General features: G+C 39.4%; 20 protein-coding genes. 4 read left to right on the plus strand and 16 right to left on the minus strand.

The genetic code is table 11. The features are described 5' to 3' along the window. Window positions 1-115 precede the first annotated feature (115 nt). Both ilvD and ilvA read left to right on the plus strand, forming a co-directional pair. Window positions 116-1954: a dihydroxy-acid dehydratase gene (gene ilvD / locus PARA_RS02875; RefSeq protein WP_014064463.1), complete on the plus strand. Its 1839-nt coding sequence runs from the start codon at window positions 116-118 to the stop codon at window positions 1952-1954. Window positions 1955-2038: 84 nt separating this feature from the next. Beyond that, window positions 2039-3580 carry a threonine ammonia-lyase, biosynthetic gene (gene ilvA / locus PARA_RS02880; RefSeq protein ID WP_014064464.1) on the plus strand — a complete coding sequence of 514 codons (1542 nt, stop codon included), beginning with the start codon at window positions 2039-2041 and terminating at the stop codon, window positions 3578-3580. A gap of 50 nt (window positions 3581-3630) precedes the next feature. Here ilvA and PARA_RS02885 read toward each other — a convergent pair whose 3' ends face one another. The 11 genes from PARA_RS02885 to PARA_RS02935 form a co-directional block, all read right to left on the minus strand. Next, window positions 3631-4059, minus strand: a complete 429-nt coding sequence (locus tag PARA_RS02885; RefSeq protein ID WP_005699104.1) for a F0F1 ATP synthase subunit epsilon — start codon at window positions 4057-4059, stop codon at window positions 3631-3633. Between the two features lie 30 nt (window positions 4060-4089). After that, the gene (gene atpD / locus PARA_RS02890; RefSeq protein WP_014064465.1) at window positions 4090-5463 is read right to left on the minus strand and encodes a F0F1 ATP synthase subunit beta; all 1374 of its coding nucleotides are present in this window, start codon (window positions 5461-5463) and stop codon (window positions 4090-4092) included. A gap of 16 nt (window positions 5464-5479) precedes the next feature. Continuing rightward, a complete protein-coding gene (atpG, locus tag PARA_RS02895) occupies window positions 5480-6349 on the minus strand; it encodes a F0F1 ATP synthase subunit gamma (RefSeq protein WP_014064466.1) in 870 nt (289 codons plus the stop codon). A gap of 18 nt (window positions 6350-6367) precedes the next feature. Beyond that, window positions 6368-7909, minus strand: coding sequence for a F0F1 ATP synthase subunit alpha (gene atpA, locus PARA_RS02900; RefSeq protein ID WP_014064467.1), 1542 nt, complete (start codon window positions 7907-7909; stop codon window positions 6368-6370). 12 nt (window positions 7910-7921) lie between these two features. Then, window positions 7922-8455, minus strand: coding sequence for a F0F1 ATP synthase subunit delta (atpH, locus tag PARA_RS02905; protein ID WP_014064468.1), 534 nt, complete (start codon window positions 8453-8455; stop codon window positions 7922-7924). Between the two features lie 12 nt (window positions 8456-8467). Further along, window positions 8468-8938: a F0F1 ATP synthase subunit B gene (gene atpF, locus PARA_RS02910; RefSeq protein ID WP_005699161.1), complete on the minus strand. Its 471-nt coding sequence runs from the start codon at window positions 8936-8938 to the stop codon at window positions 8468-8470. 49 nt (window positions 8939-8987) lie between these two features. Beyond that, the gene (gene atpE, locus PARA_RS02915) at window positions 8988-9242 is read right to left on the minus strand and encodes a F0F1 ATP synthase subunit C (protein WP_005629249.1); all 255 of its coding nucleotides are present in this window, start codon (window positions 9240-9242) and stop codon (window positions 8988-8990) included. Between the two features lie 54 nt (window positions 9243-9296). Further along, window positions 9297-10085, minus strand: a complete 789-nt coding sequence (gene atpB, locus PARA_RS02920; protein ID WP_014064469.1) for a F0F1 ATP synthase subunit A — start codon at window positions 10083-10085, stop codon at window positions 9297-9299. A 22-nt stretch (window positions 10086-10107) separates the two neighbouring features. After that, window positions 10108-10482 carry an ATP synthase subunit I gene (locus PARA_RS02925; RefSeq protein WP_041918211.1) on the minus strand — a complete coding sequence of 125 codons (375 nt, stop codon included), beginning with the start codon at window positions 10480-10482 and terminating at the stop codon, window positions 10108-10110. A 140-nt stretch (window positions 10483-10622) separates the two neighbouring features. After that, the gene (rsmG, locus tag PARA_RS02930; RefSeq protein WP_014064471.1) at window positions 10623-11234 is read right to left on the minus strand and encodes a 16S rRNA (guanine(527)-N(7))-methyltransferase RsmG; all 612 of its coding nucleotides are present in this window, start codon (window positions 11232-11234) and stop codon (window positions 10623-10625) included. Between the two features lie 59 nt (window positions 11235-11293). Beyond that, the gene (locus tag PARA_RS02935; RefSeq protein WP_041918212.1) at window positions 11294-11650 is read right to left on the minus strand and encodes a winged helix-turn-helix transcriptional regulator; all 357 of its coding nucleotides are present in this window, start codon (window positions 11648-11650) and stop codon (window positions 11294-11296) included. A 166-nt stretch (window positions 11651-11816) separates the two neighbouring features. Between PARA_RS02935 and PARA_RS02940 the strand changes: the two genes are divergently transcribed. Then, window positions 11817-12668, plus strand: a complete 852-nt coding sequence (locus tag PARA_RS02940; RefSeq protein ID WP_014064473.1) for an SDR family oxidoreductase — start codon at window positions 11817-11819, stop codon at window positions 12666-12668. Window positions 12669-12735: 67 nt separating this feature from the next. On the opposite strand, the gene mnmG is transcribed toward PARA_RS02940, so the two are convergent. The 3 genes from mnmG to PARA_RS02955 form a co-directional block, all read right to left on the minus strand. Beyond that, window positions 12736-14625, minus strand: a complete 1890-nt coding sequence (gene mnmG / locus PARA_RS02945; RefSeq protein WP_014064474.1) for a tRNA uridine-5-carboxymethylaminomethyl(34) synthesis enzyme MnmG — start codon at window positions 14623-14625, stop codon at window positions 12736-12738. Between the two features lie 429 nt (window positions 14626-15054). Continuing rightward, the gene (gene mioC, locus PARA_RS02950) at window positions 15055-15492 is read right to left on the minus strand and encodes an FMN-binding protein MioC (RefSeq protein WP_014064475.1); all 438 of its coding nucleotides are present in this window, start codon (window positions 15490-15492) and stop codon (window positions 15055-15057) included. Between the two features lie 51 nt (window positions 15493-15543). Further along, window positions 15544-15762, minus strand: coding sequence for a cell division protein ZapB (locus PARA_RS02955; RefSeq protein ID WP_014064476.1), 219 nt, complete (start codon window positions 15760-15762; stop codon window positions 15544-15546). A 143-nt stretch (window positions 15763-15905) separates the two neighbouring features. Between PARA_RS02955 and glpX the strand changes: the two genes are divergently transcribed. Continuing rightward, on the plus strand, window positions 15906-16919 hold the full coding sequence (gene glpX, locus PARA_RS02960; RefSeq protein ID WP_014064477.1) for a class II fructose-bisphosphatase: 1014 nt from the start codon (window positions 15906-15908) through the stop codon (window positions 16917-16919). A 56-nt stretch (window positions 16920-16975) separates the two neighbouring features. On the opposite strand, the gene mutS is transcribed toward glpX, so the two are convergent. Further along, the gene (gene mutS, locus PARA_RS02965) at window positions 16976-19558 is read right to left on the minus strand and encodes a DNA mismatch repair protein MutS (RefSeq protein ID WP_014064478.1); all 2583 of its coding nucleotides are present in this window, start codon (window positions 19556-19558) and stop codon (window positions 16976-16978) included. A 73-nt stretch (window positions 19559-19631) separates the two neighbouring features. Next, complete coding sequence (locus PARA_RS02970) at window positions 19632-20348, minus strand: MgtC/SapB family protein (protein WP_014064479.1); 717 nt, start codon at window positions 20346-20348, stop codon at window positions 19632-19634. Window positions 20349-20443 lie beyond the last annotated feature (95 nt).

Genomic DNA, 20443 nt, shown 5'->3' on the forward strand with positions numbered 1-20443 from the left:
TAATATAAACAAAACAATGTGATATCTGTAGAGGCAAATGTATGTAATTTGTCCCTACACTGTGAAATACAGAAGCTATATTTAGCAATAAATTTACTACTTGGAGAGATTATTTATGCCAAAACTACGTTCAGCGACCAGTACACAAGGTCGTAATATGGCGGGTGCACGTGCCTTATGGCGTGCAACAGGGATGAAAGAAAATGACTTTGGTAAACCGATTATTGCGGTGGTGAACTCATTCACCCAATTTGTACCAGGGCATGTTCATTTAAAAGATATGGGACAACTGGTTGCAGCTGAAATTGAAAAAGCTGGCGGCGTGGCAAAAGAATTCAATACTATCGCAGTAGATGACGGTATCGCGATGGGCCACGGCGGGATGCTTTATTCCTTACCAAGCCGTGATTTAATCGCAGACAGCGTAGAATATATGGTTAATGCTCACTGTGCTGATGCAATGGTATGTATTTCCAACTGTGACAAAATCACTCCGGGAATGTTGATGGCGGCAATGCGCTTAAACATTCCAACTATCTTCGTTTCAGGTGGCCCAATGGAAGCGGGTAAAACGAAATTATCTGATCAGCTTATTCGCTTAGACTTGGTTGATGCGATGATTGAAGCGGCAGATCCAAATGTAAGTGATGAGCGTATTGATGCGATTGAGCGAAGTGCTTGCCCTACTTGTGGTTCTTGCTCAGGCATGTTCACCGCTAACTCAATGAACTGCTTAACCGAAGCGTTAGGTTTATCTTTACCGGGCAATGGATCGATGTTAGCGACCCATGCTGACCGTAAAGAATTATTCTTAAAAGCTGGTCGTCAAATTGTTGAGCTTTGCAAACGCTATTATGAACAAGATGATGAAAGCGTCTTACCTCGTTCAATTGGCACCTTTGAGGCCTTTGAAAATGCCATGAGTTTAGATATTGCGATGGGTGGTTCAAGTAATACCGTTTTACACTTATTAGCGGCTGCTCAAGAAGCTGGCGTAGATTTCAAAATGGCAGATATTGATCGCTTATCACGCGTTGTGCCTTGCTTAAGCAAAATTGCACCAAATACTAATAAATACCACATGGAAGATGTGCACCGTGCAGGTGGCATTATGGGCTTATTAGGTGAATTAGATCGTGCAGGATTAATCCATCGTAATACCAAAACCGTATTAGGAACAACACTAGAAGAACAATTAAATCAATACGATATTATTCGCAATAAAGACGAAGAATTACACAAATTCTTCCGTGCCGGACCTGCAGGTATTCGTACCACGCAAGCCTTCTCACAAGATTGTCGTTGGGATAGCGTAGATGATGACCGTGTAAGTGGATGTATCCGTAACAAAGAAAATGCGATATCTCAAGAAGGTGGTCTAGCGGTATTGTTCGGTAACATCGCTAAAGATGGTTGTATCGTAAAAACGGCGGGTGTAGATGAGTCTATCTGGAAATTTACCGGTCGAGCAATCGTATTTGAAAGCCAAGAAGATGCGGTAGCCGGTATTTTAGGTGGCAAAGTGAAAGAAGGCCATGTGGTAGTCATCCGCTACGAAGGTCCAAAAGGTGGTCCTGGTATGCAAGAAATGCTTTATCCAACCAGTTACTTAAAATCGATGGGCTTAGGTAAAAAATGTGCTTTATTAACAGATGGTCGTTTCTCTGGCGGTACATCTGGTTTATCGATCGGTCACGCCTCTCCTGAAGCAGCTTCTGGCGGTGCGATCGGCTTAGTACATGATGACGATATTATCGAAATCGATATTCCAAATCGCGCGATTAATCTCAAAGTCAGCGATGAAGAATTAGCAAAACGCCGTACCGAGCAAGATGCCAAAGGCTGGCAACCAGCTCACCGTGAACGTGAAGTGTCTTTTGCATTAAAAGTATTTGGTCACTTCGCTACTTCTGCGGATAAAGGTGCCATTCGTGATAAAACACTTTTAAAATAGTGTCTGATTCTCCCTCTCTTTTATGAGAGGGAGAAATAAAACAAAGAAAAAATTAACCGCACTTCATCATAAACAACAAATATCATGAAAAACCTACTCACCAATCCTCAACCCTCTCAATCGGATTACATTAACGCGATTGTTAAACTTGGCTCCAGAGTATATGAAGCCGCTACCGTAACTCCACTACAAAAAATGGGCAAATTGTCTGATCGCCTACATAATAATATTTGGATTAAGCGTGAAGACCGCCAGCCAGTAAATAGCTTTAAGCTTCGTGGTGCTTATGCAATGATTTCCAGTCTTTCTGATGAACAAAAACAGGCAGGTGTCATTGCAGCTTCCGCGGGCAATCATGCTCAGGGCGTTGCTTTATCAGCTAAACAGCTTGGCTTAAAAGCATTAATTGTTATGCCACAAAATACACCGAGCATTAAAGTGGATGCTGTTCGTGGTTTTGGTGGTGAAGTGTTGTTACACGGGGCCAATTTTGATGAAGCAAAAGCTAAAGCCATTGAGCTTTCAAAATCTAAACATATGACATTTATCCCGCCGTTTGATCATCCATTGGTCATCGCCGGTCAAGGCACATTGGCAATGGAAATGCTACAACAGGTGGCTGATTTGGATTATGTCTTCGTGCAAGTCGGCGGTGGCGGTTTGGCGGCCGGTGTGGCAATTTTACTCAAACAATTTATGCCGGAAATTAAAGTCATCGGCGTGGAATCCAAAGATTCTGCCTGTCTAACTGTCGCATTAGAAAAAGGCGAACCGACGGATTTAGCACACGTTGGCTTATTCGCCGACGGCGTAGCGGTAAAACGTATTGGTGATGAAACATTCCGTTTATGTCAAAAATATTTAGATGGTATGGTATTGGTAGACAGCGATGAAGTTTGTGCGGCAATGAAAGATTTATTTGAAAATGTGCGTGCTGTCGCAGAGCCATCTGGCGCCTTAGGATTAGCCGGTTTGAAGAAATACGTGAAACAAAACAATTTGGAAGGCAAAAATATGGCGGCAATTCTATCTGGCGCCAACCTTAACTTCCATACATTGCGTTATGTTTCAGAACGTTGTGAAATTGGTGAAAACCGTGAAGCTTTATTGGCAGTAACTATGCCGGAACAACCGGGTAGCTTCTTAAAATTTGCCCATGTCATCGGCAACCGTGCAGTAACAGAATTCAGTTATCGTTATGCAGATAATCAAAAAGCCTGTATTTTCGTTGGTGTGCGCACGGCTAATGAAGCTGAAAAATCGGAAATTATTGCTGATTTAACGAAAAATGGCTTTGATGTGGAAGATATGTCTGATGATGATATTGCGAAAACTCACGTGCGTTATTTAATGGGTGGACGAGTTTCCAATCATCATGAAAGACTTTATAGCTTTGAATTTCCAGAACAAAAAGGCGCTTTACTTAAATTCTTAGAAATTTTGGGTAAACGTTGGAATATTTCATTATTCCATTATCGTGCACATGGAGCCGATTACGGTAATATTCTTGCGGCTTTCCAATTAGGCGAAAAAGATAACGCAGAATTTGAACAAGCTTTAGCAGAACTCGGCTATGTTTATGAAGATGTGAGTGAAAGTAAAGCGTATCGATATTTCTTACGATAGAAAAACAAAAAGAGCGGTCAAAATAACCGCTCTTTTTTATTATCATTAACTTATCGTTTTGATTTAACGAGTTTTTCTGTAAGTTCGTAAGCACGAAGTTTTGCTAACTCTTTAGAAAGTTTAGCCACAAGTAAATCATGATCCACATCAACTGCGTGATTCACAATATTTTCTTCCGCTTTACGTTTTGCTTCACGAATACGATCTGCATCTAACTCGCTACCGCGAATTGCAACATCGGCAAGTACCGTTACTACTTTAGGTTGAACTTCTAAGAAGCCGCCTGAAACATAGATAACTTCTTCATTGCCATCTTCAAGGGTGAATTTAACAATCCCTGGCTTAATCGCCGTCATCAAAGGGGTGTGGTTTGGTAAAATACCAAGTTCACCTTCCACACCTGTTGCTTGGATTTGTTTCACAGCACCTTCAAAGATTTTTCGCTCTGCGCTGACTATTATTAGGTTAAATGTCGCCATTTTTGTTCTCCTTCAAATGACTTGAAGTGATTACATATTTTTGGCTTTTTCTAGCGCTTCGTCGATTGTACCGACCATGTAGAACGCTTGTTCTGGAATATGGTCGTATTCGCCGTTTAAAATACCTTTAAAGCCGCGGATAGTTTCTTTTAAAGAAACGTATTTACCTGGAGTACCGTTAAATACCTCAGCAACGAAGAACGGTTGTGATAAGAAACGTTCAATTTTACGTGCACGTGCTACCACAAGTTTGTCATCTTCAGATAACTCGTCCATACCAAGAATTGCGATAATATCTTTTAATTCTTTATAACGTTGTAAGATACCTTGTACGCCACGCGCTACATCATAGTGCTCTTGACCAACAACGAGTGGGTCTAATTGACGTGAAGTTGAATCTAATGGGTCAACCGCAGGGTAAATACCTAAAGATGCAATTTGACGACTTAATACAACTGTTGAGTCTAAGTGCGCAAAGGTTGTCGCCGGAGATGGGTCAGTCAAGTCATCCGCAGGTACGTATACCGCTTGAACAGAGGTGATAGAACCTGTTTTGGTTGAAGTGATACGTTCTTGTAACACACCCATTTCTTCTGCTAATGTTGGTTGGTAACCTACCGCAGATGGCATACGACCTAATAACGCAGATACTTCAGTACCAGCAAGAGTATAACGATAGATATTATCCACGAAGAATAATACATCACGACCTTCGTCACGGAATTTTTCAGCCATAGTTAAACCAGTTAACGCAACACGTAAACGGTTACCTGGTGGCTCATTCATTTGTCCGTAAACTAATGATACTTTATCTAATACGTTAGAATCTTTCATCTCATGATAGAAGTCGTTACCTTCACGAGTACGTTCACCCACACCCGCAAATACGGAGTAACCTGAGTGCTCGATCGCGATGTTACGGATTAATTCCATCATGTTAACGGTTTTACCTACACCCGCACCACCGAATAGACCAACTTTACCACCTTTTGCGAATGGACAAATTAAGTCGATAACTTTGATACCAGTTTCTAATAATTCCGTACTGTTAGATTGTTCTTCGTAGCTTGGTGCTGGACGATGGATAGCCCAATTTTCTTCCGCGCCAATATCACCTTTCTCATCGATTGGTTCACCCAATACGTTCATAATACGGCCTAGCGTTTTAGTCCCTACTGGAACTTGAATTGGGTTACCAGTATTTTCTACTTTTAAGCCACGTTTTAAGCCGTCAGATGTACCTAATGCGATACAGCGAACTACGCCGCCACCTAATTGTTGTTGAACTTCAAGGGTTAAACCTGATTCAACTTTTAATGCATCGTAAACTTTTGGTACTGCATCTTGTGGGAATTCAACGTCAATCACCGCGCCGATGATTTGTACAATTTTTCCTGCTGACATTACCGTTCCTCTTTTATTAAATCGCTGCCGCGCCGGCGACGATTTCGTTTAATTCATTTGTAATACTTGCTTGACGGGCTTTATTGTAAACTAATCGCAAGTCATTGATTAAATTACCTGCATTATCAGTTGCCGCTTTCATTGCTACCATTCTAGCAGCTTGCTCGGAAGCAAGGTTATCTACCACAGATTGATACACTTGTGATTCCAAATAACGAGTAAGCAAACTGTCTAATAAGACTTTTGGCTCTGGCTCGTAAAGGTAATCCCAGGTGCTTTGTCTTTGCTCTAAATTATCGGTTTCTAATGCCGGTAATGGTATTAATTGTTGATAAACGGGTTTTTGTGCCATTGTATTAACGAATTTATTGTAGGCAATATAAACTGCATCTACTTCGCCGTCTTTATAGACATCAAACATGTCGTTTGCGACCCCGATTAAATCTTCCATTGCCGGATTATCACCCAAACCGGAAAGTTGTGCACGAACAGGTAATCCTAATGAGCGGAAAAAGCTAATGCCTTTTGAGCCAATTAAGCCCAATTCAACAGTAACGCCTTTATCTTTCCATTGTTTGATTTCTGTCATCACAGTTTTAAACAAGTTAATGTTTAAACCGCCACACATTCCGCGGTCAGTCGAGACTACTAAGATCCCGACTCTTTTTACTTCGCGTTGAATTAAAAATGGGTGTTTATAACCAACAGTTGCTTTAGAGACGTGGCTGATAACATTTCGTATTGTTTCAGAATACGGACGAGAAGCAGCCATACGATCTTGCGTTTTACGCATTTTCGAGGTTGCCACCATTTCCATTGCCTTAGTAATTTTTTGTGTACTTTGTACACTGGCAATTTTGGTTTTTATCTCTTTTGCACCTGCCATCTTATTTCTCCGTTACTTTTACCACGCGCTATTGGCTTTAAAGTTATCCAAAATCGCTTTCAATGATGCTTTAACTTCATCATTGTAGTTACCGGTTTTGGTCAATTCAGCCATAAACTCGCTGTGGTTACGGCGAGCATAATCTAAAAGTGCGGCTTCAAAACTTGCAATTTTTTGCAATTCCACATCTTCTAAATAGCCAAACTCAACCGCGAAAAGCAACACAGATTGGTCTGCTACGCTAAGCGGTACATATTGTTTTTGTTTCAATAATTCAGTAACTTTTTCACCGTGAGAAAGTTGTTTACGGGTTGCATCATCAAGGTCAGATGCGAACTGAGCAAACGCCGCTAATTCACGATATTGAGCCAATGCAGTACGGATACCACCAGCTAATTTTTTCACTACTTTAGTTTGTGCAGAACCACCCACACGAGATACCGAAATACCAGGGTTTACCGCAGGACGAATACCAGCATTAAATAAGTTAGATTCTAAGAAAATCTGACCATCGGTAATCGAAATTACGTTAGTTGGAACGAATGCTGAAACGTCACCCGCTTGAGTTTCAATAATAGGAAGAGCGGTTAAAGAACCTGTTTTTCCTTTTACTGCGCCTTGAGTGAATTTCTCTACGTATTCTTCACTTACACGTGCAGCACGTTCAAGTAAACGTGAGTGTAGATAGAATACGTCACCTGGATATGCTTCACGACCTGGTGGACGACGTAATAATAATGAAATTTGACGATAAGCAACGGCTTGTTTTGATAAGTCATCGTAAACGATTAACGCATCTTCACCGCGATCACGGAAATATTCACCCATTGCACAACCAGCATAAGGCGCTAAATATTGTAACGCAGCTGATTCAGATGCAGATGCCGCAACAACGATAGTGTTTTCAAGCGCACCGTGCTCTTCTAATTTACGCACTACGTTTGCAATAGTCGACGCTTTTTGACCGATCGCTACATATATACATTTAATACCTGAATCACGTTGGTTAATGATTGCGTCGATTGCTAATGCTGTTTTACCCGTTTGACGGTCACCGATGATTAACTCACGTTGACCACGACCGATTGGAACCATGGAGTCAACCGCTTTATAACCAGTTTGTACAGGCTGATCAACAGATTTACGATCGATAACACCTGGCGCAATAACTTCAACAGGAGAGAAACCATCGTTTTCAATTTCGCCTTTGCCATCGATTGGTTGACCAAGTGTGTTTACCACACGACCTAATAAACCACGACCAACTGGTACTTCAAGGATACGGCCAGTACATTGTACTTCCATACCTTCCGCTAAGTCTGCGTAAGGACCCATTACTACCGCACCAACAGAATCACGTTCAAGGTTAAGTGCCATTGCGTAACGGTTGCCTGGTAAGGCGATCATTTCGCCTTGCATCACATCGCTTAAGCCATGAATACGAATAATCCCGTCACTTACAGAAACAATTGTCCCTGTATTACGGGCTTCGCTCACCACGTCAAATTGAGCGATGCGTTTTTTAATCAATTCACTAATTTCAGTTGAATTTAGTTGCATCTTGTATTCCTCTTATAATTGCAACTCATTTGCGAGACGAGCAAGTTGTCCACGACTACTTCCGTCAATCACAAAATCTTCTGTACGAATCACTACACCGGCAATCAGTGAGCTATCTACATTGCAATTTAATTTCACTTTGCGAGCTAATCTTTTTTCCATTGCAGCTGCAATTTTTTCGATTTGTGTTGCATTCAATGGTTGTGCTGAAGTTACTTCAACTTCTGCAATAGCTTGATGTTCTTCCACATAATGTTTAAATTCTTCAAACACGGTAGGAATCGCACTCAAACGCTTATTTTCAGCCATTAACCGAATAAGATTTTGCCCATATTGATCCAATTGTTCGCCACAAATAGAAATTACTGTATCAGCTAATTTCTGTGCAGAAAGAGAACTACTTAAGTAAGCTTTTACCGTTTCATCTTCAGCTACGGCTGCAGCAAAACCTAACATTTCAGTCCATTTTTCAACCGCACTTTGTTCAATGGCAAAGTCGAATGCAGCTTTTGCATAAGGGCGAGCTATTGTAGTTAATTCTGACATAAGCTAAGCCTCTTATAACTCTGCAACTAATTTATCAATAATGTCATTGTTTGCCGCTTCATCAATAGAACGACCCACAATTTTCTCAGCACCCGCTACTGCTAATGAAGCCACTTTAACACGTAATTCTTCTTGAACACGTTTACGTTCTGCTTCTACTTCAGCATAACCTTGAGCAATAATTTTTGCTTTTAGTTCTTCAGCTTCTGCCTTCACTTCGTCTAACACTTCATTGCGACGTTTATTCGCAGCATCTAAAATTTCTTGAGCTTGTACTTTTGCAGATAGAAGTTCTTGTTCAACAAGATTTTTAGTATCTGCTTGCTCTTTTTTCGCTGCTTCAGCTGACGCTAAGGCGTTCGCAATTTGGCTTTGACGTGTTTCAATCGCATTAATAATTGGTGGCCAAACAAACTTCATGCAGAACCACACGAAAAGTGCGAATGCAATAAGTTGACCAATCAATGTTGCATTTAAATTCACAACGTCCTCCTTACTATGCTTGTTTTACGTTGATAAGCAAATAAGGTGATTAGTGTAATAAACCGATGAATGGGTTTGCGAAAATGAAAAGTAATGAAATACCAACAGCAATCATTGCAATCGCATCCAAAAGACCAGCCACGATAAACATTTTAGTTTGTAGGCTAGATGCTAATTCAGGTTGGCGAGCAGATGATTCTAAGAATTTACCACCTAAGATCGCAAAGCCGATTGCAGTACCTAATGCAGCAAATGCAAGAAGAATTGATGCACCAATGATTGTCGCTGTAATTACAGTTTCCATAATGTTCTCCAATAGATAGAAGTTAAGTTTAGCCCTAGAGCCGGTTAATAAAAATTAATGTTCTGCTTTGTTATAAGCAATACTTAAATAAACCACCGTTAACATCATAAAGATGAATGCTTGTAACGTAATAACCAAAATATGGAAAATAGCCCAAGCTAGGTGTAATGGGATTCCCAATGCTGCTATGGCCACATTTGCAGAGTACATCACAGCGATAAGAATAAAGATTAATTCCCCTGCATACATATTACCGAAAAGACGGAAAGCAAGAGAAATAGGTTTCGCTAATAAAGTTACAGTTTCAAGAATAAAGTTTACAGGAATAAACGCCCAATGATTAAAAGGGTGGAGTGTATATTCTTTAACTAAACCACCAAAACCTTTTGATTTAATTGTATAGAAAAGAATGAGGAAGAATACACAGATTGACATACCTAATGTTGCACTGATATCTGCTGTTGGTACTGCTCTTAAATAATGAATACCAAAAAGACCGGCAAATTGAGGAAGAAAATCAACTGGGATCAAGTCGATAGCATTCATAATGAATACCCAGCAGAAAATGGTTAAAGCAATTGGTGCTACCACATTACGCGGACCATGAAAGTTTTCTTTCACAATACCATCAACCCAACCTACAACAATTTCAACCAAACATTGCATTTTGCCTGGTACGCCTGTCGTAGCATTTTTTGCAACACGAGAAAAGATAAACAAGAAAATCACTGCCGATACAATTGAGAAAAAAAGCGTATCGAAGTGAACGTTCCAGAAACCATCACCTGTCTTCAAGAAAGACAAGTGGTGACTAATATATTCGGAAGTTGTTTGTCCAGACATAGTCAACCCTTTGTAGAAAAAATTAAGATCTATTTAACAAAAACGGAATAACATTATTCAACGCTAATGCCGTAAAAAAACCAACAAAAAACAAAATAAAATGTGAGATAGAAAGCCATTTAAAGGACACACCCACAAGCACAATCGTCAGCATAAATTTCAATGTTTCACCACGATAAAATGCCGTTAATTTTGTTGAGAAATCTTGTTTGCGAAAAAAAACAATATAAGCAAAAGCACAAAATGGCACAAAAGCACAGATAAATCCTAAACTAAAATCTACCGCACTTTCACCTTGCCAAAGCGCAACTAACGAACCAAAAACAACAAGACAAACTGATTCAATGATCATCGCTTTTTGATATCGATTTTTGGCCTGCGTTAAAACCTTAGACATTATCTTATTTTTTTAAAATACAAAAACTACCTAATTATACCCGTGCTACAAAGAGTTTCAACTTTTTAACCACTAAAAAATGTTAAACAAATCACACTTTTAAAAAATAATTAACAAAATAGCCGTAAAAAAAGTGTGTTTTATCGTAAAACGATTAAATGTCGTTCACCTACAAGCTCAGGGACATGTAAAGTTATCACGTCTTTTACTTCGAATTTTTTGTCTAATTCTTGAACTTCATCTTCGTGATAAATGCCTTTCAAGGCATAAAAATATCCATCTTTCTTTGGCAAATGATGACACCAATCTGTCATATCTTTTAACGAAGCAAATGCACGACTTAATACACCGTCGAATTTTTGTTCAGGTTGGTATTCTTCGACACGGCTAAGAACGGGTTCTACATTTGTTAGTCCTAACTCACGTACTGCATTTCGAATAAAGCTAATACGCTTACCTAAACTATCTAACAAGACAAATTGCTTGGTAGGATTAATAATAGCTAAAGGCAGGCCTGGCAAGCCTGGACCGGTTCCCACATCAATAAAATGCTCCCCTTGTAAATAAGGACTAACAACAATACTATCCAAGATATGTTTTACTAACATTTCTTGTGGATCACGTACAGAGGTTAAATTATAAGCCTTGTTCCATTTATTGAGTAATTGTACCAACTGAATCAGCTGATCTTTTTGTTGATCTGTTAATTGAATTTCTGCTTGAGCCAGTAAATTTTCGAGTTTTGCTTTCATTTTTCTATCTATCTTGTCTGTTTGTCATCATTCTACTTGAAAATGCCTAGCTTGAAACATTATTTCTTCTGGCTTGCCAAAATATTCCCTAAATTCGTTTCCAACCAGTCCACCAACTCAAACATCTTATTAGAAGCTTCTGTTCCAAATTCTGTTAATGTATAATCCACTTGCGGTGGCACGGTATTATAGGATTTACGAATTAACATACCATCAGCCTCCAATTCCTGCAGGGTTTTAGTCAACATACGTTCACTTATGCCATCAATCGCACGGCGAAGTTCACTAAAACGCTTGGTACCAGAATGCAAACTCACCAACACCAATGCGCCCCAACGGCTGGTTAAATGTTGCAAAATTTGGCGAGAAGGGCAAGTTGAAGCCAGAACATTCCCACGATTTAAATTTTTTTTCATTTTTAATTCCTTAAAAATCAATAAGTTAAAAATTATTTTTTAAAAATTCCAAAACTTACGTTTACGTAAGTACTTCTCAAAAGTAAGTATTAAAATATAATACGCCACATCAAGCGAACAATCAAATGTTCAAATATCATTTCAACTTAACGAGAAGGAAAACATCATGACAACTAAAACTATCGCAATTACTGGTGCAACAGGTCAATTTGGCGCAATCGCATTAGACTTATTAAAAGCAAAACAAGCAAACGTCATCGCGCTTGTACGCTCTCCAGAAAAAATTTCAGGTGTAGAAGCCCGCAAATTTGATTATTCAAAAACAGAAGGTCAAGTAGAAGCATTACAAGGCGTAGATACTTTAATTCTTGTTTCAAGTAGTGAAGTCGGTCAGCGTGCATTACAACACAACAACGTAATTGAATCAGCGAAAAAAGCGGGTGTGAAACATATTATCTATACCAGTTTACTCGGCGCAACAAACGATAATACCGTAAAATCCCTTGCCGGTGAGCACGTTGAAACTGAAGCCGCATTAAAAGCTTCGGGTATTACTTACACTATTTTACGCAATGGTTGGTACACCGAAAACTACACAGCTTCAATTCCGGCAGCATTAGCAAACAATGCTTTCTACGGTTCAGCAAAAAACGGTAAAATTTCGTCTGTACTTCGTGCAGAACTTGCTGAAGCAGCAGTAAACGTCGCATTAAGTGAAGGTCATGAAAACCAAACTTACGAACTTGCCGGATCAACCAGCTGGACATTAGCCGACCTTGCAGCAGAAATCAGCAAACAAACAGGTAAAGATATCCCTTACGTGGATATTCCTGCAGCAGATTATGCCGCAGCACTTGTACAAGCAGGATTAGATGAAGGATTTGCAGGCTTAATTGCACAATGGGATGTAGATGCATCAAACGGTGCATTATTCTCAGAAGACAAAACCCTTGAGAAATTGCTTGGTCGTCCAACAGCAGGATTGGATGTAGCAGTGAAACAAGCTCTCGCCCATTAATAAGGTTCTTTAAATTTAATCATAAAAAAGTGCGGTTAGTTTTAACCGCACTTTTCATTTTTAAACATTATTCGCCGCGTTTCAACATACCTTGTTTTTTCAAATTCACCAGAATAATTGAAATTGCCGCAGGAGTAATGCCTGAAATTCGGCTCGCTTGACCAATTGAAACTGGACGATGCTGTTCCAACTTCGCACGTACTTCATTAGATAAACCGGAAACTTTGCTGTAATCAAAGTTAGCCGGGATAGCTGTATTTTCGTGGCGTTTTTGTTTTTCAATTTCTTCTTGTTGATGCTCAATATAGCCTTGATACTTAATGGCAATTTCCACTTGTTCTACGGCTTCTCGGTCTTCCATTGCCGGTTTGTATGGCGTTAAAGAAGTCAAAATATCGTAAGTTATTTCCGGACGGCGTAATAAATCTTCACCGTTGGCTTCACGCACAAGTGGGCTGCCAAGCACTTTATTGGCTTCTTCTAAATATTCAGAACGCGGATGTAACCAAATACTGCGTAAGCGTTGGCGTTCCTGTTCAATATTTTCCATTTTTTGATTAAAGCGTGCCCAACGAGCCTCATCAATCAAACCTAATTCATGGGCAATTGGCGTTAAACGAATGTCCGCATTGTCTTCACGTAATAACAAACGGTATTCCGCACGAGAAGTGAATACACGATACGGTTCTTTGGTACCAAGCGTGCAAAGATCATCCACCAATACACCAGTATAAGATTGATCGCGACGTGGATACCATGCCTCTTTCTCTTGCACGTAAAGACCTGCATTAATCCCCGCCAATAAGCCTTGTGCCGCCGCTTCTTCATAACCGGTTGTACCGTTAATTTGACCCGCAAAGAATAAACCCGAAATTGATTTAGTTTCTAACGTTGGTTTTAAGTCACGTGGATCAAAATAATCGTATTCAATGGCATAACCTGGTTTAATAATGCGCGCTTTTTCCAAACCTTTCATGGAATTCACAATGCCCATTTGTACGTCAAACGGCAAACTAGTAGAGATCCCGTTTGGATACACTTCATTACTGGTTAAGCCTTCTGGTTCCAAATAAATTTGATGTGAATTACGATCCGCAAAACGCATCACTTTATCTTCAATAGATGGACAATAACGTGGACCGATCCCTTCTATCACACCAGTATACATTGGACTGCGATCCAAGTTATTACGGATCACTTCATGGGTTTGTTCATTAGTGTGAGTGATATAACAAGGAATTTGTTGAGGGTGATCATCCACTGAGCCCATAAAAGAGAATACCGGTAATACGGCATCACCATGTTGTTTAGCCAATATATCGAAATTGATCGTGCGTGCATCAATACGTGGTGGCGTACCTGTTTTTAAACGATCAACGCGTAAATTCAGATCACGTAAACGATGAGAAAGTGTAACAGATGCTGGATCACCAGCTCGGCCACCTTCATAATGTTCTAAACCAATATGGATCTTACCCGCTAAGAAAGTACCGGCTGTTAAAATCACCGATTTAGCACGAAATTTAAGTCCCATTTTGGTTTCCACACCACAAACGCGATCTTGCTCAATTAAAATATCGGTTACTTCTTGTTGGAAAATATCTAAATTAGGTTGATTTTCTAGTGCGATGCGTACGGCTTGACGATATAACACGCGGTCAGCTTGAGCTCGGGTTGCACGTACAGCAGGTCCTTTACTGCTATTTAAAGTACGAAATTGAATCCCCGCCTTATCTGCAGCATGCGCCATTAATCCGCCCATGGCATCCACTTCTTTCACTAAATGGCCTTTACCAATACCACCAATAGCGGGGTTACATGACATTTGTCCAAGGGTATCAACATTATGTGTCAATAATAGGGTTTTTAATCCCATGCGTGCCGGAGCCAATGCGGCTTCTGTACCGGCATGACCGCCACCAACAACGATCACATCATAATTTTCGGTGTAAAACATATATCTCTCTTCGTCTTCAATTTGATCTTCGATCTAAAAATAGGCGCTATTCTACTGAAAATTACGTGTGCTTGAAAGCAAGAATTCAATCTGTGATAAGAGAAGATCGAGAGGTAATAAAGATAAGATCTATTTATATATAAAGATCTTATTATTGTTACTATTAGGATCCTTTTACCTTGTGAATAAGATCCTTTTCCTTTTTTAAATAAAGAAGTTAGATCGTTTTAGACTGTGTTGAAATGTCGTCAGTTTGGAGGCTTTTTCTTGTGGATAACCTTTAATTTTATCCACAGTTAAAACAATCATCAGATTTACTCAGTGGAAAAGAACAAGTTTTTGACAGGTTTTATTAAAGTTATCCACAGGTGATTTTTTGGGATAATGGATAAAGAAAAAGCGATAACTCAAATTATCGCTTTATTATGACTAAAGTGCATTTATAAATTGTGGTAGCCAATCTTCAGCAAATTGCTCTTGATCATCAACATGTAAGACATCGATTTTTAAACTGTCGCAAATTTTGACCGCACTTTTTTCACTTAATTGTGTTTCAACTTTATTCACGGCATGACAGAATGTATCGTAATCTGAATTGCCTAAGCCTACAACGGCAAACCGGAGAGAAGATAAATCTTTATCTGATGCTGCAATTTGTTCAAAGAGTGGTTTTAAATTATCAGGCAATTCACCTGCGCCATGTGTTGAAGTGACAATTAACCAAATATTTTCATCAATCACATCATCAAGTTCTGGTCCGTGGAAAAGTGCGGTAGAAAAATTTTGTGTTTTTAACACATCTTCCAAATGCTCCGCCACATATTCAGCGCCGCCTAATGTGCTGCCTGAAATCACGCAAATATTCATATTGTTTCCTAATAAGAAAAAAGGCTTAGATTTTCTAAGCCTTTATAGTCATTATACGTTGTCGAATTTACCCAACAATGAACGAATGTGTTCTTGCCAGTTGCGGTGTTCATTTCTAAGTTGCTCGTTTTCATGTTGCAACGCTTCTACCGCTTGTTGAGATTGATTTTTTTGTTCTTTTAATTCTTCTACTTCAAGTTGAAGTAATTGAATGGTTTCTACTGCTTGTCTAATTTTTTCTTCAAGCTGATCTAAAATTTCTAAAGACATAGTGATTTCCTTTTTTAAAATAAGTCCGAAACGGCTTTATTCTACCCACTTAATCCTATTTTTAAAAGCCTCTTGTCAAAAATTATTATGCAAACGTTTGCTTAATGATAAAATAACGAGACTTTTTGCATTGGGAGAGAAAAATGAATCGTGCATTAGCTATTGAATTTTCAAGAGTAACCGAAGCAGCTGCATTAGCAGCTTATACTTGGCTTGGTCGTGGTAATAAAAATGCGGCAGATGAGGCGGCAGTCAAAGCCATGCGTTATATGCTGAATTTAATCCATATGGACGGTGAAATTGTGATTGGTGAAGGGGAAATTGACGAAGCACCAATGCTTTATATTGGCGAAAAAGTGGGCTCAGGTAATGGTGAACTCGTTTCTATTGCGGTTGATCCGATTGATGGCACAAGAATGACCGCAATGGGCCAATCAAATGCCATTTCAGTGTTGGCTGCTGGTGGTAAACGTACCTTTTTAAAAGCGCCTGATATGTATATGGAAAAATTGGTTGTTGGTCCTGAAGTAAAAGGCATGATTGATTTAAGTTTACCGATTGAACAAAACCTTCGCCGTGTGGCTTCTCGTTTAGGTAAATCCTTATCAGATTTAACCGTGATGGTGCTCGCTAAACCGCGCCATGATGAAGTGATTAAGCAAATGCATAATCTAGGTATTCGTGTGATGGCTATTCCAGATGGTGATGTTGCGGCTTCGGTTTTATGTTGCTTACCTGATGCTGAAGTGGATATGGTTTATGGCATTGGTGGTGCACCTGAAGGTGTGGCAGCTGCCGCTGCAATTCGAGCATTAGGTGGAGACATGCAAGCTCGCCTTATTCCACGTAATGAAGTGAAAGGAGATACAGAAGAAAATCGTAAAATTGCCGCTGAAGAAGTTCAACGTTGTGAAGCCTTAGGTGTGAAGGTCAATGAAATCTTAAAATTAGAAGATTTAGTGCGTGATGATAATCTTGTTTTTGCTGCAACGGGAATTACGCACGGTGAATTACTAAAAGGGATTTCTCGCCGTGGCAACTTGGCAACGACAGAAACCTTATTAATTCGTGGTAAATCACGCACCATTCGTAAAATCCAATCCATCCATTATCTTGATAGAAAAGATTCTGAAATCTATGAGATTTTAAGAAATTAGTGAAAATAAAAGAGCGGTCAAAATCTAATAAATTTTTTGACCGCTCTTTTTATTTCTTACAGCATTTTCTTCAATTGATACAGATAAGCTAAGGCTTGTTTTGGACTTAACTCATCTGGATCAAGCTGCTCAATGGCTTCACGTAAAGCATCCGGTTCCGCTTCAAAAGCCAATTCACCTTGATGTTGATTTAACGCTCTTAAATGTTGAATTTGTTGATCACCATTTTGTGCCGACAATTTTTCTAACTGATGTAATTTTTGCTTCGCCAGTTTAATCACGGATTGAGGCACACCAGCCAGCGCTGCAACAGCAAGACCATAACTTTTACTTGCTGCACCGTCTTGAACCGCGTGCATAAAGGCGATGGTATTGTTATGTTCTAACGCATCTAAATGAATATTGGTAATGCCTTCAATTTGTTCTGGCAGCGCGGTGAGTTCAAAATAATGGGTCGCAAATAACGTAAGTGAACGGGTTTTCTTCGCCAACCATTCAGCACAAGCCCAAGCTAAAGAAAGTCCATCATAAGTAGACGTCCCGCGTCCGATTTCATCAATAAGAACTAAACTTTGTGAAGTGGCTTGATGAAGAATATTCGCCATTTCTGTCATTTCTACCATAAATGTAGAACGGCCAGATGCTAAATCATCAGAGGCACCAATTCGAGTAAAAATACGATCAATTTGCCCGATAACCGCGCTATCAGCTGGCACAAAACTGCCTATATAGGCCATTAACGTAATTAAAGCTGTTTGACGCATATAGGTACTTTTACCACCCATATTTGGACCGGTAATAATCAGTAAATGACGTTGCTGATTGAGATTCACAGGATTGGCAATAAAGGGATCTTTTAAGACTTGTTCCACCACAGGGTGGCGACCATTTTCAATTTTTACGCCAATTTCATCACTAAATTGTGGTGCAACATAATTTAAGGTTTCTGCTCGTTCTGCGAGGTTAACTAACACATCCAATTCAGACAATGCCAAGCTGGCTAATTGTAATTGACCTAAATGTGGCAACAATAAATCAAATAATTCATCATAAAGTTGCTTTTCTAAAGCAAGCGCAGCCCCTTTTGATTTTAAAACCTTATCTTCATATTCTTTTAATTCAGGAATAATGTAGCGTTCGGCATTTTTTAAGGTTTGGCGACGAACATAATGAATCGGTGCTTTATGGGCTTGTCCTTGGCTAATTTGAATGTAATAACCATGCACCGCATTAAAGCCAATTTTTAAGGTATCAATACCTGTACTTTCTCGTTCGCGTTGTTCTAAATTTTCTAAATATTGTGTTGCGCCAGCGGAAAGGGTTCGCCATTCATCTAATTCGGCATTATAGCCTTCAGCAATGACTCCACCATCGCGAATTAATAACGGAGGAGTTTCAATAATTGCTTTTTGAAGTAGCTCGATTTGCGCGGAAAAATCATCAATTTGTGCAGAAAGTGCGGTTAAATTTGACAATGTTTTTGTGTGAATCAGTGATTTTATCGGTTCAATTTGTTCTAATGCGGTGCGTAAACGCGTGAGATCACGAGGACGTGCAGAACGCAGTGCTACACGCGCAAGAATACGTTCCATATCGCCCACTTGTTGCAAATAAGGCTGCAATTCGTGATACAAATCTTGCTCAATAATTTCACCAATGGTTTTTTGGCGTTTTAATAGAATGTCTGTTTGACGGATAGGTTGATGAATCCAACGTTTTAATAAACGGCTACCCATTGGCGTAACACATTTATCTAATACCGAAGCCAGCGTGTTTTCTGTGCCACCCGCAAGATTTTGAGTGAGTTCTAAATTTCGGCGTGTTGCAGCATCTAATTGAATATTATCGTTATTTTGAATAACACTAATGCTTTGAATATGTGGAAGAGAAGCACGTTGTGTTTCTTTTGCATATTGCAATAAACAGCCTGCTGCTGCCAAGCCAAGAGGTGATTTTTCTACACCAAATGCACATAAATCTTTCGTACCAAATTGACGATTAAGTTCTGAAATCGCGGTTCTAAGTTCAAATTCCCAAATTGGACGACGGCGTAGGCCTTTATAAGGTTCGATAATGGCCATTTCAGCAAAATCTTCACAATAAAGTAATTCTACAGGATTAATACGCTGTAATTCAGCTTGCAAGGCTTCTTTTGAATGAGGTTCACAAAGCTGAAAGCGTCCAGATGTCATGTCTAATGTGGCTAGACCAAATTTTTCTTTTTCCTGATAAACCGCCACAATTAAGTTATCTTGGCGTTCTGGTAAAAGTGCTTCATCACTTACCGTACCTGGCGTCACAATTCGTACAATTTTACGCTCAACCGGTCCTTTTGATGTGGCGGGATCACCCACTTGCTCACAAATGGCCACAGGTTCACCTAATTGCACTAATTTTGCTAAATAGCCCTCTACCGCATGATAAGGCACGCCCGCCATGGGAATGGGATTACCTGCTGATTGTCCACGTTTAGTTAAAGAAATATCTAACAATGCTGCCGCTTTTTTTGCATCATCATAAAAAAGCTCATAAAAATCCCCCATTCGATAAAATAACAAAATGTCAGGGTTTTCTGCTTTTAACTTGAGATATTGCTGCATCATCGGCGTATGTTGCTCGAAATTATCTTGTAAATTCATGATGTTATCCAGTTTAAATATTTAACTTTTTATCTAGCAAGTATAGGTTTTACGATAGAAGTTATGTGTTATTTTAATTTTCTACATCCACACTTAATACTTCATCTTCTGTTTTTAACAGTGTATAAACATCTTTTAGCATTTCATTATCAATGTTGTAGCATCGCACTTGTAAGCGAACTTCGCCACTTGCTTGGTCTTTTACCGAGATATTTTCAATGCGATAGTCATGTTTGAGTAATAAATCTGTGACTTTACTAATACCGTTCGCAGAACTCAGTTGAATAGCCAATCGAGTACGTTTTTTATAGGTTTTACGACGAACATAACGCTGCACAATCGGGCTGATACGGATGGCGATTAAAATCATTAAAGTGGCAATAATCGCATCAAAAATAAAACCAGCACCTGTTGCTACACCAATAGCCGCTGCTGCCCAAATAATGGCAGCAGTGGTTAAACCTGAAATAGCATCATTTTTCTTGTGTAAAATTACCCCTGCACCTAAGAAACCGATGCCACTGATTACTTGTGCGGCAAGTCGCATAGGGTCAGTTCGAATGTTATCTGAAACTTGCGCATAATGTTCTGCAGCTTGAATGGAGACAATCGTCAGTACACAAGTCGTCACCGCAATAATGGCACAGGTTTTGACCCCAACCGGTTTGTGTTTAAGTTCACGTTCTAAGCCAATAATCCCGCCAAGTACAAGTGCGAGTAGCATTTTCCCTAGGATAAGTAAATAAGCCGTCTGTTCAAGAGCGGTCGAAAAAAGAAAAGAATTTTCCATGTTAATAATGAATATGAGTAAATAAAAAACGGGCATTATTCTACCTGAAAAAAGGACTTTAATGGGCAAATTTACAATCAATTTACCTTTAATTT

Source organism: Haemophilus parainfluenzae T3T1 (genome assembly GCF_000210895.1).
GTDB lineage: Bacteria > Pseudomonadota > Gammaproteobacteria > Enterobacterales > Pasteurellaceae > Haemophilus_D > Haemophilus_D parainfluenzae_A.